This is a genomic window from Bradyrhizobium sp. LA2.1 (assembly GCF_040547725.1).
In the GTDB taxonomy this organism is placed as follows: Bacteria; Pseudomonadota; Alphaproteobacteria; order Rhizobiales; family Xanthobacteraceae; genus Bradyrhizobium; species Bradyrhizobium barranii.
Genome location: NZ_JBEPQI010000005.1, coordinates 121,375 through 134,508 on the forward strand (window position 1 = coordinate 121,375; position 13,134 = coordinate 134,508).

The 13,134-nt window shown below is 61.3% G+C and carries 12 protein-coding genes; 10 read left to right on the forward strand and 2 right to left on the reverse strand.

Annotated features, from left to right (window positions below; all coding sequences use genetic code 11):
- The first annotated feature begins 1 nt into the window (after position 1).
- The 10 genes from ABIB95_RS10955 (at position 2) to ABIB95_RS11000 (ending at position 7,810) form a co-directional block, all read left to right on the forward strand.
- The gene (locus ABIB95_RS10955) at positions 2-1,099 is read left to right on the forward strand and encodes an ABC transporter ATP-binding protein (protein WP_063981215.1); all 1,098 of its coding nucleotides are present in this window, start codon (positions 2-4) and stop codon (positions 1,097-1,099) included.
- A complete protein-coding gene (locus ABIB95_RS10960) occupies positions 1,092-2,099 on the forward strand; it encodes an ABC transporter ATP-binding protein (protein WP_063981216.1) in 1,008 nt (335 codons plus the stop codon). Before ABIB95_RS10955 ends, ABIB95_RS10960 begins: the two co-directional genes overlap by 8 nt.
- Positions 2,096-2,710 carry a dihydroxyacetone kinase subunit DhaL gene (gene dhaL / locus ABIB95_RS10965; RefSeq protein ID WP_063981217.1) on the forward strand — a complete coding sequence of 205 codons (615 nt, stop codon included), beginning with the start codon at positions 2,096-2,098 and terminating at the stop codon, positions 2,708-2,710. The genes ABIB95_RS10960 and dhaL overlap by 4 nt, the downstream gene beginning before the upstream one ends.
- The gene (gene dhaM, locus ABIB95_RS10970) at positions 2,707-3,108 is read left to right on the forward strand and encodes a dihydroxyacetone kinase phosphoryl donor subunit DhaM (RefSeq protein ID WP_028150082.1); all 402 of its coding nucleotides are present in this window, start codon (positions 2,707-2,709) and stop codon (positions 3,106-3,108) included. Before dhaL ends, dhaM begins: the two co-directional genes overlap by 4 nt.
- Positions 3,101-3,415, forward strand: a complete 315-nt coding sequence (locus ABIB95_RS10975; RefSeq protein WP_028150081.1) for an HPr family phosphocarrier protein — start codon at positions 3,101-3,103, stop codon at positions 3,413-3,415. Before dhaM ends, ABIB95_RS10975 begins: the two co-directional genes overlap by 8 nt.
- A 5-nt stretch (positions 3,416-3,420) precedes the next feature.
- A complete protein-coding gene (gene ptsP / locus ABIB95_RS10980; RefSeq protein WP_063981219.1) occupies positions 3,421-5,019 on the forward strand; it encodes a phosphoenolpyruvate--protein phosphotransferase in 1,599 nt (532 codons plus the stop codon).
- Entirely contained in the window at positions 5,016-5,441 is a 426-nt protein-coding gene (locus tag ABIB95_RS10985; protein WP_028160804.1) for a hypothetical protein, read from the forward strand. Before ptsP ends, ABIB95_RS10985 begins: the two co-directional genes overlap by 4 nt.
- A gap of 39 nt (positions 5,442-5,480) precedes the next feature.
- Entirely contained in the window at positions 5,481-6,470 is a 990-nt protein-coding gene (gene dhaK / locus ABIB95_RS10990) for a dihydroxyacetone kinase subunit DhaK (protein WP_085400593.1), read from the forward strand.
- Between the two features lie 261 nt (positions 6,471-6,731).
- Entirely contained in the window at positions 6,732-7,262 is a 531-nt protein-coding gene (locus tag ABIB95_RS10995; RefSeq protein WP_028150077.1) for a DUF1269 domain-containing protein, read from the forward strand.
- Positions 7,263-7,621: 359 nt separating this feature from the next.
- The gene (locus ABIB95_RS11000) at positions 7,622-7,810 is read left to right on the forward strand and encodes a hypothetical protein (RefSeq protein WP_224517481.1); all 189 of its coding nucleotides are present in this window, start codon (positions 7,622-7,624) and stop codon (positions 7,808-7,810) included.
- Between the two features lie 293 nt (positions 7,811-8,103).
- Here ABIB95_RS11000 and ABIB95_RS11005 read toward each other — a convergent pair whose 3' ends face one another.
- Both ABIB95_RS11005 and ABIB95_RS11010 read right to left on the reverse strand, forming a co-directional pair.
- Positions 8,104-8,463, reverse strand: a complete 360-nt coding sequence (locus tag ABIB95_RS11005; protein ID WP_354239278.1) for a hypothetical protein — start codon at positions 8,461-8,463, stop codon at positions 8,104-8,106.
- 3,021 nt (positions 8,464-11,484) lie between these two features.
- Positions 11,485-13,116, reverse strand: coding sequence for a winged helix-turn-helix domain-containing tetratricopeptide repeat protein (locus tag ABIB95_RS11010; protein ID WP_247343128.1), 1,632 nt, complete (start codon positions 13,114-13,116; stop codon positions 11,485-11,487).
- Positions 13,117-13,134 lie beyond the last annotated feature (18 nt).

A 13,134-nucleotide genomic window follows, 5' to 3' on the forward strand; every position in this document is an offset into this window, starting at 1 on the left:
GATGGCACAGATCAGGGTCGAAGCGCTCAACAAATCCTTTGGAGAGTTTCACGCAGTCAAGGGCGCGAGCTTTACGGTGGATGACGGCCAGTTCCTTTGTCTGCTTGGGCCGTCCGGCTGCGGCAAAACGACAACGCTGCGGATGATTGCAGGACTGGAATTGCCGACATCCGGCACGATCAGGCTCGACGGTGAGGACGTGACGATGAACCGTGCCTCCGCGCGAGATATCGCCTTCGTCTTCCAGCTATTTGCACTCTATCCGCACATGAATGTCCGGCGCAATATCGGCTTTCCGCTCAAATGCGAGGGGATCGGAGCCGCGGAGTGCGACCGGCGCGTGGTGGAGGCCGCTCGGATCCTGCGTATCTCCCACCTCCTTGATCGGTCGGTTTCGACCCTCACCGGCGGCGACCGTCAGCGCGTCGCGCTTGGGCGGGCGATCGTCCGCAAGCCGAAGTGCTTCCTGATGGACGAGCCGCTCGGAGCGCTCGATACCGAGATGCGCGAGGCGATGATCCAGGAATTGCGCGCGCTGCATGACCGGCTTGGCGCGACCACCGTTTACGTCACGCATGATCAACTGGAGGCCATGGCAATGGCGGACCTGATTGCGGTGATGAACAACGGCGTGGTCGAGCAGATTGCGAGTCCGCGCGACATTTATGACCGGCCTGTTTCGCTCTTCGTCGCGGACTTCATCGGTTCTCCAGCGATGAATTTCCTGCCGTTTCGCGGCAGCCTGCAAGCCGGGGCGCAGGCGATCCGGCTCGGGGACCGCGACGTTGCGATACCCACCGCACGCGAGGCTCTGGTGGAGAGCGACCTTGTCCTGGGCGTCAGACCCGAGCATGTGCGTTTTTCCGATAGCGGCATGGTGCGGGGCGAGATCTATGGGTCGGAATATCTCGGCACGACGCAGATCGTGACGGTGACGACGCCTTACGGCGCTCTCAAGGCCCGCTCGCCCGCCAGCATGCCATTTCGGATTGGGATGAATGTCGGGCTCGATTTTCGGCCCGATACGTTGTCGCTCTTCGACCAGGGGTCGGGACGGGCAATACGCACCGCATTGCACGAGGGAGGCAAGCATGGCTGAAGTCGAGATCGGGGCGGTCTCCAAGGCGTTTGGCAAGACGCAAGCCGTCGTCGATCTGTCCCTCACCATTGGAGATGGCGAATTCGTTGCGTTGCTGGGGCCGACCGGCGCCGGCAAGACAACGACGCTGCGTCTCGTTGCCGGATTAGAGGCGCCCGACAGCGGTTCGGTCCGCATCGACGGACGGGATGTGACCAGTGATGCGCCGGCGGATCGCGACGTCGCCTTCGTATTCCAGCAATATTCGTTGTACCCGCATCTGACCGTGTTCGAGAACATGGCCTTTGCGCTACGCGCGCCGACTCGGCGCCTGCCGGAGGCCGAAATTCGCGCAAAGGTCGAACAGGTTGCGCGTCTTCTCCATATCGAGGCCAAGCTCCACAGCAAGGCGACCCAGTTGTCGGGCGGGCAGATGCAGCGCGTTGCGATTGGCCGCGCTCTGGTGCGCTCGCCCTCGATCTACCTGATGGACGAGCCGCTTTCTTCGCTCGATGCCAAGCTGCGCGGTGAAATGCGCCTGGAGCTTAAGCGCATCCAGATCGATCTCGGCGCGACGATCCTCTACGTCACCCACGATCAAACCGAGGCTATGACCATGGCATCGCGCATCGGCGTGATGGAGGCCGGGCGGCTGATGCAGATCGGCACGCCGCGCGAGATTTACGAGAACCCGGTCAACGCCTATGTCGCTGCCCGGCTCGGCCAGCCGATGATCAACCTGCTGCCGGCAACTCTATTTGCCGGCGTTCCGCCCGGCGTTAAGACGATTGGCGCTCGTACCGAGCACCTGGCGATCGCACGCAGCGGCGGGGACGTGTCGGCCACCGTCACGCGGGTCGAACATCTCGGCGACCAGAGCCATGTCCATCTCGATCTCGGCGGCCAACCTGTCGTGACGTTGGCGGACCCTGAGGCGAGGTTAGACGTCGGCGACGTCGTGTCGCTACGCCTTAACAGGCCGCTGTTCTTCGATGCGGCCGGCGGGAGGGTCGCGGCATGAGTCTCGATCGGACCTCTAGGGAGAATCTGGTGCGGGCGCTTGCGGAATCGGTGATCCAGCACGCCGACGAACTGACCAGCCTCGACCAGGCGATCGGTGACGGCGATCATGGGCTGAACATGAAACGCGGCTTCGAGGCCGTGCTCGCGACGTTGCCCGGCCTTGCGGACAAGTCTCTGCCAGAAATGCTGAAGTCGATCGGAATGACGCTGGTCATGAAGGTTGGCGGAGCCTCTGGGCCGCTGGTTGGCACCTTCTTCATGGAGTTGGGCAAGGCGCTTCCAGAGCAGCCAACACGCGCGGAGTTTGTCGCGGCTACGGATATGGCAATCAATGCCGTAAAGGCGCGCGGACGCTCGGAGGCAGGACAGAAAACCTTGCTGGATGTCCTGGTGCCCGTGCAAGCGGTATTAGCTGCAGGCGGCGATGCGCGGGCGATTGCGTTAGAAGCGGTGCAGGCGGCCGATCGCACGACGCCGATGCTCGCTATTCGCGGCAGGGCTTCTTTTCTCGGCGAACGCTCCATTGGTCACATGGACCCCGGTTCGCGCTCAACGTCCCTGTTGATCGGGGCTGCAGTCAAAGTATTGGAATTCGAGGCAAGGTCATGAACAATCCAAATGGCGGCAATGTCGGAATCGTTATCGTTTCACATTCGCCCAAGATAGCGGAAGGCGCGGCAGATATGGTGCGCCAGATGGTGGGCAATGCGGTGCCGCTCGCCTGGACCGGCGGCGATGTCGATGGAGGGCTCGGCACGAATGTTGCTGGAATCCTGGAAGCGATCGAGGCGGCGTGGTCCGCAGCAGGTGTGGCTGTGCTCGTTGATCTCGGTGGAGCGGAGACAAATTCCGAGATGGCGGTGGAAATGTTGGCTGAAGATCGAAGGGCGCGCGTCGTCGTCTGCAATGCTCCGGTGGTCGAAGGAGCGGTGATTGCAGCGACGGAATCCTCGGGTGGCTCATCGCTCGCAGCCGTCAAGCGTAGTGCGGAGGAATTCTATGCATGATGCCCACGCAAGCCGGGCAGGTGAGACGTCGGTGCCGCTGACCGCCTCGGCGGTTCTCGTCAACAAGGTCGGACTTCATGCGCGGCCGTCGGTCAAGCTCACGCAGTGTGCGAAGAGGTTTGCCGCAAAGATCGAACTCGCCCTCTCTGGAGACGGGCCTTGGACGGATGCCAAGAGTCCGGTGAAGGTGATGCGTGTAAAAGCTCCGCAGGGGGCGACGCTGCATTTCCGGGTCGCCGGACCGGACGGAGAGGTGGCGCTTGCTGCCATGCTTGCGCTTGTGCATGACGGTTTTGGTGAGGCTTAACGGCAGTGGCAGAGATCCAACTTATCGGCCGTGCCGCATCGCCGGGCCTCGCGTTCGGGCCGGTCGCCGTGCTGACTGCGGCCGTGGCTGGGCGAATGGCGAGCGAGGATCCGGAGCAGGAGGCTGCAGCGCTACGGGCGGCGATTGGGGGGGCGAGGGCGCAACTCGCCGAGCAGATCAAGACGATTCAGAGTGAGGCGGCAGACATTCTGGAGTTCCAGGCCGCCATGTTGGAAGACGATGCACTAACAGATACGGCATATGAACTTATCGCGATCGGGATCGCTGCCGACCATGCCTGGCGCCGGGCACTCGACCTAGAGATCGCCGGCTATCGCGCGGCTGAAGATGAATATTTCCGTGCCCGGGCCGTTGATATCGTTGATATCCGCGATCGCGTGCTTGCGCATCTGGGCGGTGTGGACGTTGTCGCCGGAATCGCGGGCGGTTCGATTGTTGCGGCTGAAGATATCACGCCTTCGACCTTTCTTGCTACTGACTGGTCGCAAGGCGGCGCGATCGCGCTGGCCAGTGGCTCACCTTCCTCGCATGTCGCGATGTTGGCGCGTGCGCGCGGGGCGCCGATGGTCGTTGGATTAGGTCCGTTGTCGTGGCATGGACAGCCACCAGTCTTGGCGCTGGTAGACGGCGACGCCGGAAGGGTCATCTTCGATCCGGAGCCGGAGACCATCCGTCTCTTTGAGCTGCGTATGGCGGCTGCGAAGGCCGAACTGGCTGTCGCCGAGGAGACCAGCCTTGCGCCTGCCTTCGTCGCCAATGGTCGGCGGATAGCGGTTCTGCTCAATGTCGCCGGGCCTGAAGACCTTGCAAACCTTGATTCCGCAATTTGCGACGGCATCGGCCTTGTACGCACGGAATTCCTGTTCGAGGCGGCCCACGGCCTGCCGGACGAGGAAACGCAATACAGGGTCTATCGAGACATTCTCGTCTGGGCCCAAGATAAGCCGGTGACGATCCGGACCTTGGATGCAGGCGGAGATAAGCAGGTTCCCGGTTTGACGGTCGAAGGTGAGAGCAATCCGTTTCTCGGCCTCCGCGGTATCCGCCTCTCGCTCGCGCGGCCGGAGGTGTTTCGCATGCAGCTCCGCGCGCTCTGCCGTGCGGCTGTCCATGGCACGCTGAAAGTGATGTTGCCCATGGTTGCGGTCCCGTCGGAATTGGACCGCGCGAACGAAATACTTGACGCGGAGTTCACAGCCCTCCAAGCGAAAGGAGTTGCCTGCGCTCGACCGCCGCTCGGCATTATGGTCGAGGTTCCAGCGGCGGCGCTCTGTGCAGCGGATTTTGGCGCTGCATTCTATTCCATCGGTTCGAACGATCTAACCCAGTACACCATGGCGGCGGCGCGCGACATCGGCGCAGTCGCTGACCTCAATGATACCAGCAATCCGGCTGTGCTGGCACTGATAGCCGCGACCGTCGAGGCCGGGCTAAAGCGTGGCGTCGAGGTTTCGCTCTGTGGCGACGCCGCGGCCAACACTCACCTCACGGCGGCGCTGCTCGCGACCGGATTGACAACTCTCTCTGTGTCGCCGATTGCCGTCGCACGGCTCAAGGCCGCAATCGCAAAGGTGAGTTCATGAAGGACGATGTCGGCAAGGACACGCCCGGTGACAAGAATGTCGCAGAATACAAAATAATCCTGCGAAAGGTACTCGACAATCGGCCCTCGGGGACGCGCCTGAAGCTTGCGGCGGCGCTGGGCAAGAATCGTTCGTTCGTGAGTCAAATCACGAATCCGGCTTATCTGGTGCCGATCCCGGCGAAGCATGTCGCGGTCATCTTCGACGTCTGCCATCTGTCCAGCGCCGAGCGTGCGGCATTTCTCGATGCGTATGGCCGCGCGCACCCCGGAAGACTGCGCGCACCCCACCGCGAAGCGCGCACGCGTGTCATTACCGTGACCGTTCCTGAACTTGGTGACGACAAGAAGAATCGTGCGCTCGAGCAGCTCATCGTGGATTTAGCCGCGCAGCTCGCGCGCTTTGCGGAAAGCGTCGGTTAGCCATTGAATCGAACTTTAGACCGGACTGGGAGAACGCTCATGAAAAAGCTGATCAACAGCGCCGATACTGTACTCGAAGAAAGTCTTGACGGCCTCGCCGCAGCGCACGCGGATATCCTGCTTCTCGGCGCCGAGCGCAAATTTGTGCGCCGTCGCACGTTGAAACCGGGCAAGGTCGCGCTGATTTCGGGAGGCGGCTCGGGACATGAGCCGCTGCATGCGGGCTTTGTCGGCCTGGGCATGCTCGACGCGGCTTGTCCTGGCCAGGTCTTCACCTCGCCGACGCCAGATCAGATGATCGAGGCTGCGGAGGCCGTCGACACCGGCGCAGGTGTGCTGTTCATCGTCAAGAACTACGAAGGCGATGTGATGAATTTCACCATGGCAGCCGAGATGGCCGGCCGAGAAGTCGCAAGCGTGGTGACGAACGACGACGTGGCGGTCGAAAAGTCGACCTACACGACCGGTCGTCGCGGTGTCGCTGGAACGTTGATCGTGGAAAAAATGGTCGGCGCCGCTGCCGAGACCGGAATGCCGCTTGCCGCGCTCAAGGCGCTCGGCGATGAAGTCAACCGGCGTACGCGCTCGATGGGGGTAGCTCTATTGCCATGCACTGTGCCGGCCGCCGGACGGCCAAATTTCACGTTGGCCGACGATGAAATGGAAATGGGCGTCGGCATTCATGGCGAGCCTGGCCGGCGCAGGGTACCGTTGGCTTCCGCCGATGCGATCGCCGCCGAGGTGCTCGACGCGATCCTGAAGGATCTTGCGCCGAGCAAGGGCAGTGAAGTGCTGCTTCTCATTAACGGATTTGGTGCGACGCCTCTGATCGAACTCTATCTGATGGTCAATGCCGCAAAGCGGACTCTGGATCGCGCGGGGATCACGGTGACGCGCTTCCTGACCGGTTCCTACGTCACATCCCTCGACATGGCCGGTGTCTCGATCACCGTATCTGTGCTCGATCGCAAAGCCACGGCATTATGGGATGCCCCGGTGCAGACCGCTGCTCTGCGTTGGGGCGTCTGATTTCCGCGCGCGGCTCATTTTTTGCTGATATCGCAAATCTGCGTCGTGTGGGGAGAGGCGTTAGCGGTCTCCTGACTCGAACCCTGACGCCTCATCTTGTCGGTTCTCGCGAGCCGGTCCGCCCGTGCCGGGTGTGCCCGCCGCCTTCCGTTGTGCCCGGAGCGCCGTCATCCGCTATCCGTAGCGGCTTGCCTGTCCCGCGCGACCGGGCGCATCCTCTCTCGCATGGGCAGCAATCGTTCGAGTAGAGGAGCAGAACAGATGAGCGACCTTGTCGTAATTGCATTTCCAACCGAGGCGAAGGCGGAGGAAGTTCGTCAAAAATTGCTGGCCATGCAGAAGGAGTATTTGATCGAACTCGGCGATGCCGTGATCGCGGTGAAAGACAGCAACGGAAACATCAAACTAAATCAACTGATCAATACCACGGCTGCTGGTGCGGCTACTGGCGCCTTTTGGGGCACGCTGATTGGCCTGATCTTTTTGATGCCGCTTGCTGGTGCTGCCCTTGGCGTCGCGTCCGGCACACTCAGCGGATATTTAACGGATGTCGGCATCAACGACAAATGGATGAAAGAGACCGCTGCCGCCGTTCAACCCGGAACCGCAGCGCTCTTCGTACTGGTGCGCAAAGTCACGGCAGACAAGGTTCTTGAGAGGCTAAAAGGCGAAGGCGGCACGGTGCTAAAGACTTCTCTCGACCACACTAAGGAAGCCGCCTTGCAAGCGGCGCTGGCGGAGGTCAAAGCGGCGGTACCGGCGGCTTCGCCTCCTGATTTGCCGGGCGCTTGAAACGATGGCGACCGCCTGCCGACGACCGCTCTCGGCATTACCGCAGCCCTCTCTGGCCCCGTGACGCCGCGCCGGGTGCGGTCATTGGTCCAGTTCCGGGTCCTTTGTGAGGGCCAGAGGCAAGTGCCGGGACCGCGCGACCGCGCCGTATGAATATATTTGCAATTCATCATACCGCGTTAAATTCAGTGCGATCCGTTCACGTGCCTGAGCCCGAGGCACAGCGTTGACCTAGATCAAACCATTGATGGCGGTGACGTTCTTCTGAACGGAGAGGGCCGCCGGGTGAGTGTCCGGCTGGGCTTGTTCTTTAATTCCCAGGATTTTGATCTATTTCGCCAAATGCGTGAGGGATGCAGATGTCGGACAATCCCATCGACGTGATCGAAGCCGCCATTCGCTCCGCCTTCACCAGTTACCCAAAGGAAGACGACCCGGATTGGAGAAGTCCGCACTGGATCAAGTCTGAAGAGTGCACGCACTTGGCACAGGGCATACTGCTGGAATTGCACGCAAAGGGATTTGAAATCGTGAAGAGGCAGACCTGATAGATCGGCGGCGGGCCCGCGCAATTGGTCATTTGAAGCGACCAGATCTCGCGACGTGACACAGGCTCGACCCAGGCGGCCAAGGCGCGCCGCTCGACCGGCACCTTGCGGGCGTTACCATTCTTGCCCGTGCGCTTCCCGTATCCGCGCCCTTTAAATTCGACACGATCTCCGCGAGCAATGTGATCCCACTGGTCCTTGCTAACTCCTAGCTCGACCATCACCTCGCCGTTTGCCCCAAGTCGCAGCAAACGCCTTGTAAGACACCTTCGACATATGATGTGACGCCTTGGTCAGCTGGAGATATTCGGCAAGTCGGAGTGATCGATTGTCGCACTTGCGCCACATCGCGCGCCGCCTTTGTGTACGGGACCGCATAAAATTAAACCAGGAATGCGCGTTGACAAAAATCCTCGTTGGCGTTGTTGCGATGCACCGAACAACGTACGCTCGGCGAGCGGCTCAAGCTGTAGTCGAAGAGAACTTCCATAATGCTTGAAGAAGTTATCAAGCTTCACTGGTTCGCCGGTATCTCGCCAGAACAGTCTTTTACCGAGGCTGGCCGCCACTGCGAGGCGGTGGTGGCCGCCGATTAAAGTATGGTCATCGGATGCTGTTGCGATGATCTCGCCGCCTTCGTCCACGATTTTCATGTGCTGCCTCCAATCCAGCGTGCGGTCAGGCCGCCGCGATGGTGCGCAATCTATCTAACCTTATGCGGGCCCTGGGCGTTCCAACCCATGAAGATCATGGCTTCCGTATTCGACATGCGCCACATCGCCGCCCTTTGTGTACCAACTGGCAAGGCCCGATTGCGGAGGGCGCGCGCCAGCACTCGACGGTCCCGGGCCTGGAAGCCCCCCGGCGATGACAAATGGGCAAATTGTTTGTTGTGGATCAATTCCAAGGTGCCCAGACAGTCGTACGCTGCGCCGAAAACGAGGGAGGTTCCACATGGCATCAATCTTCTCGACGCCCCATCCAGAAAAATGCCCTCAATGTGGTTCTGGGTTGGTCCATCTAGAGTGGCGTGAGCGCGTCAATGCCCAAGAAATCCATGACCTTTGGCGCTGCTTTAACTGCAAAAGCGAGTTTGTCACCGCCGCCACTCCTGATGAGAGAGAACCCTCGGTCGTCGAGATAACCAAGCCCTTCTTTACGAGCCTAATAGTCTAATCGACTGGCGTGGCTCGCGCTTTACTTGACGCCTTGACCGCCGACGCGCGCCGTTCGGCGGAGATCGTGCGGCGTGAAGCGCTTGAGGCCCAATAAATCACAGAGCCGGGGCGTCTTGCTCTTGTCCTCGTTCCGGCGCCAAACGCCACTCTTTGCGACGATTGGGCAAATAGGTCCTTGCCGTTACCTACTGTGAGCTTCGTCAGGCAGGATGCGAACGAGCAAGCGCATCCGGTCCTCCACTGGCCCAGGAAACAGGCTAAGGTCGCAGCCCCCATCAAGGGTCAAAAGGACAAGCTCGATGACCACAATCAAGTTCTTGGCGACTGGATTGATTGCGATCACCGTCCTTACAACGACCGCCGTGGCTCGCGAGAAATTCGCAGCCGGGCCAACGCGCATCACGGTGTACGGCAAGCCCTGTCATATATTCAATACCGGCCCCGGCGGCTGCTGGATTGTCTGGGAGGGCATTCCAATATGGTTCGGTCCGTCGGTCCGGGGCGTGCCCGGCCGCATTTGCGACAATGGCGACAATCCGAGGATATGTTGAGATGCGGACGATAGGAGGTGCGCAGCGGTATCCGAGGCGATCGCTGCGCGGTTCGGCCCTCGGCGGCGTCGGTCAGCGCGGTGGCGGCGAGAAGTACGCGCGGGTGCTTGTGCTCGCGTTTCGGCACCGTCTCGCTGAAGTGCCGGATCGCATCGGGCAACGTGATGAGCTCGGTGCCGCTGGGCAGCACGATCCGAGTGTCAAAGCGGCGTAAGCAACCATCGGATTCAGCCATGCTGACACCAGTCCGACGGTATCCGTTCGCCGCAATCAAAGCGCGCGTATTTCTCGCGAGTCCACGCCTCATGAACGCGCGAGGCCCGGAAATTGGCCTCTGTGCTTTTGGGCAGATATTCGCTCCATGCCACCTCGAACGCCGCGCGGGAGCCGCCTCGAACGACGGCGCCGAGCCTTTGCAGTGCTCGCCGGGCTTCGAGCCGGGATAGAAGCCGCACTGCCATTGCCAAACCTCGGACGAGTCTGGGGTTTCCGACGGCTTTTGCTATGCTGCCGACGTGATGTCGTCAAAGTGGATGTGCCAGCAATCGCTGCGGTGCGGATCGCGCCGGCGGGTGAGGACGGGCATAGGCGCATTTGAGCGGGGCCGGCAAGGTGCGGCGACCCGGATTGGCCGCGCCCGCTACTGGTCGAGCGGCCCCTTCCAATCTGTAAAGTCGTATACGGCCCACCATCGATGCAGTGTCTGCCCGCACGCTTTGCAATCGAAGCGCCCGCTTGCCACGACCGGCCGCCTTATTTGGATAGCGCTGTGAAGCGTCCCGCAAAACAAGCAACTAAAAAAGACGCGCATTGGTCATCGATCCCCGGTCGAAGTGCACCCCGTGCGTTGGGCCAACTGGGTCGCCATAGTAAAAAGGGCAGTTTGTATCTTGGCAGTTCAGGCCGAATATTTGTGAGTTCGCGCCAACGAGGGTCCTCGGTCGCGATGGGCCCAGGGTGCAGTGAGTGCACATAATTCACAAAGGACAAAAGGCCCGGCTGGGCCGGGCCCCATTGCACGCCACTCGCGTCGGTGACTTGTGAGTTCAGAGGCCAAAGGACCAACCGATTGCGAGACGCTGGCTCACTGGCGAATCAGTACCGTAATTTGTCGACACAATTGAGGCCAACGACGGTCGTCCCCGAGCATCTCAAGCTCGGCACTATGCGGCAGTCACGGCCATGGCAGCGATCCTCACGGCCTATCCCTTCGGCGGCTGCAATTCCCCAGCAAACCACCTGGCGACCTCGGGCGACGTGATCGGATCGGCTTCCTCGCAATGCAAGCATGTCGGCCGGAGTGGGCCCTTGCCATCCGGTCGCGCTATCAGGACTAGCGGCTTGCCGCAACGCGCACAATTTAAGGTTTTGGATATCCCGTCCATCGCCTCATTATGGCGCGTGGAACCGGAGAGTCCAGATATTGATGGCGAGCTCCGCGACTGACACGCACACAAATTCGCGAACGCCTCATCAGGCTACCGCGTCGTCCAGCCACAGTTCGAGCAGCGCGCGATCTGCGTCGCATCCCCTCGGCCGCCAAGAGCACCTGGGCGCGCGTAGGCGCGGCATGCACCTGCGGCAGGTCGGTAGCGCAAGCATGGATGACGCTTATTGCGGCTGGCTTCGCCTGGGATCGAATCAACATCTATCTCGCAATGGTTGGCCTGGGCCTAGCGGCGGCGTCTTGGCTGATCGGGTACGCGCTCCGATACGTTCTCACGGGCGGAGATGATGTCATGTCGAAATTGAAGAGAGACAGTTGAATAAAGCCCACTTCAGTTGGTAGCTTCTGGACGTCGCCCGTTGGCCCTTAGAACGAGCTGACACCGGCCTCAAACGGCAAAGCGACGCGGATCACTCCATCCGGAACGGCCTCGAAGCCGCTTCTGCGCCGAAAAAGGCCAACTTGGAATGATCACATCAGGTTCACGCGCCTGAAGCTTTACTGGGCCATTGCCGAGGTGTTGCTCTTGCGAAGTCTGTCGAGGTCCTCATCAACCGCCAGAGCCATCGGCGTATTCCGCGGCGTCATCCGGTACGTCTGCAAAGAGGGTGCGGCCGCGACCAAAGCGGGCCACGCCGCCTCCGCGTCGGCGGCATGGCCGGTACGAATAAGCGACGATAGCCAGACCGCCTTGCAGACACCTATCGCAGGTGTTCGATCCATACATTCGCGGGCGAAACGCAGCGCATCCTCGTAATCCTGCACGGAATAGCGCAGCCTTGCCCCGTAGAGCGCGTAGTGTGCTGGGCGCACCGGGTTCCAGGAGATCGCCTTCTCGAAGGCTTCAATCGCTGCCTGGGTTCGACCGGCATAATGCAATGCACCGGCAAGGACGACCCAGTTGTCCGGATCGCCAGGGCCGAGCTCGATCGCCCGCTCGGCCGCGCTCACCGCTGACTCAGGGTCCTGACCTGCGTCGGTTACTAAGGACAGCACTCGCCACGAACTGGCACGCAGCGGGTCCAGCGCAATCGCGCGCCTGACGTCGGCGATCGCCTGCGGCAAGTCCTGACGACTGAGCCCAGGATCGTGATGGCCAAAAATCAGCATCTTCTTCACCAGTCCGAGTCCCGTCCACGCGGGCGCGTAGTTCGGATCAAGGCGGACCGCCAGTTCGAGTTCCTGCCGCGCTTGGCGGAGGCTCTCGGAACTTGGTGCCATGGTCAGCGCAAGCGTACGCAGCACGCGCGCATGCACATCAAGCGAGGCCGGCGCGCGGCTCCGTAACGCCGCCCGGTCCGACTCGCGCACGGTTGCACCAAGCGAGGCGCTGATCCGAGAAATCAACGTTTCAGTAACGTCGGGTAGGTCCTGCGCAGTGGGCTCGAACCGGCCGCTCCAGACGATGCGGTTGTTGCCGGAATCGATCAATTGCACGTGGAGCTGCAGCCGGTCGCCGCGTCTCTCTGCGCTGCCATCCACAAGGTAGCGAGCGCGGGTCATCGCAGCGATCTGCGCCGGCGACAGGTTCTTGCCGCTAAGTTCGGCTGTGGCGAGGGTTGAGACGATGTGCAGGTCGGGGTTGCGCGCAAGTTCGGAGGCAATCATGTAGGCTAATCCGTTGCCGTCCGGACTGCCTTCCTGAGAGGTGTTAAGTACGCGCAGGGGTAGAACTGCAACGTCGGCCACCATCCTGTTGTGTACCTTGGGGGGCCCGGAGCCGGCGCCGAGCAGTAGAAGTTGCCAGACCACCACGATCGCGACTGCCACCATCGCAAGGGCGGCGGCCAGGCGATAGAATCTTCGCACATCGCGCGGCGCCGTGTCGGCCGCGTCAACGATCAGAAGGTAACCACGTCGTGGCATCGTTCGCACGACTTGCTGCCGGCTGTCACCGAGCGCGCGCCGGATCTCGACCACGCATTGCACGAGCGAGTCGTCGGTGACCGAAACGCCCGGCCACACTCGCGCACCGAGATCGAGTTTTGTAACCAGCTCTCCGGGACGGCGCCCCAATTCAAGCAACACTGCCAGAGCCTGAGGCCGCAGCTCAACGGCCTGGCCGTGCAGGTCAAATACCTGCGCCTGATCCAAATTGAGCGTGTATCCGTTCAGCCGCAGGCAGGTCATGCGCACACCTCCCGCCAT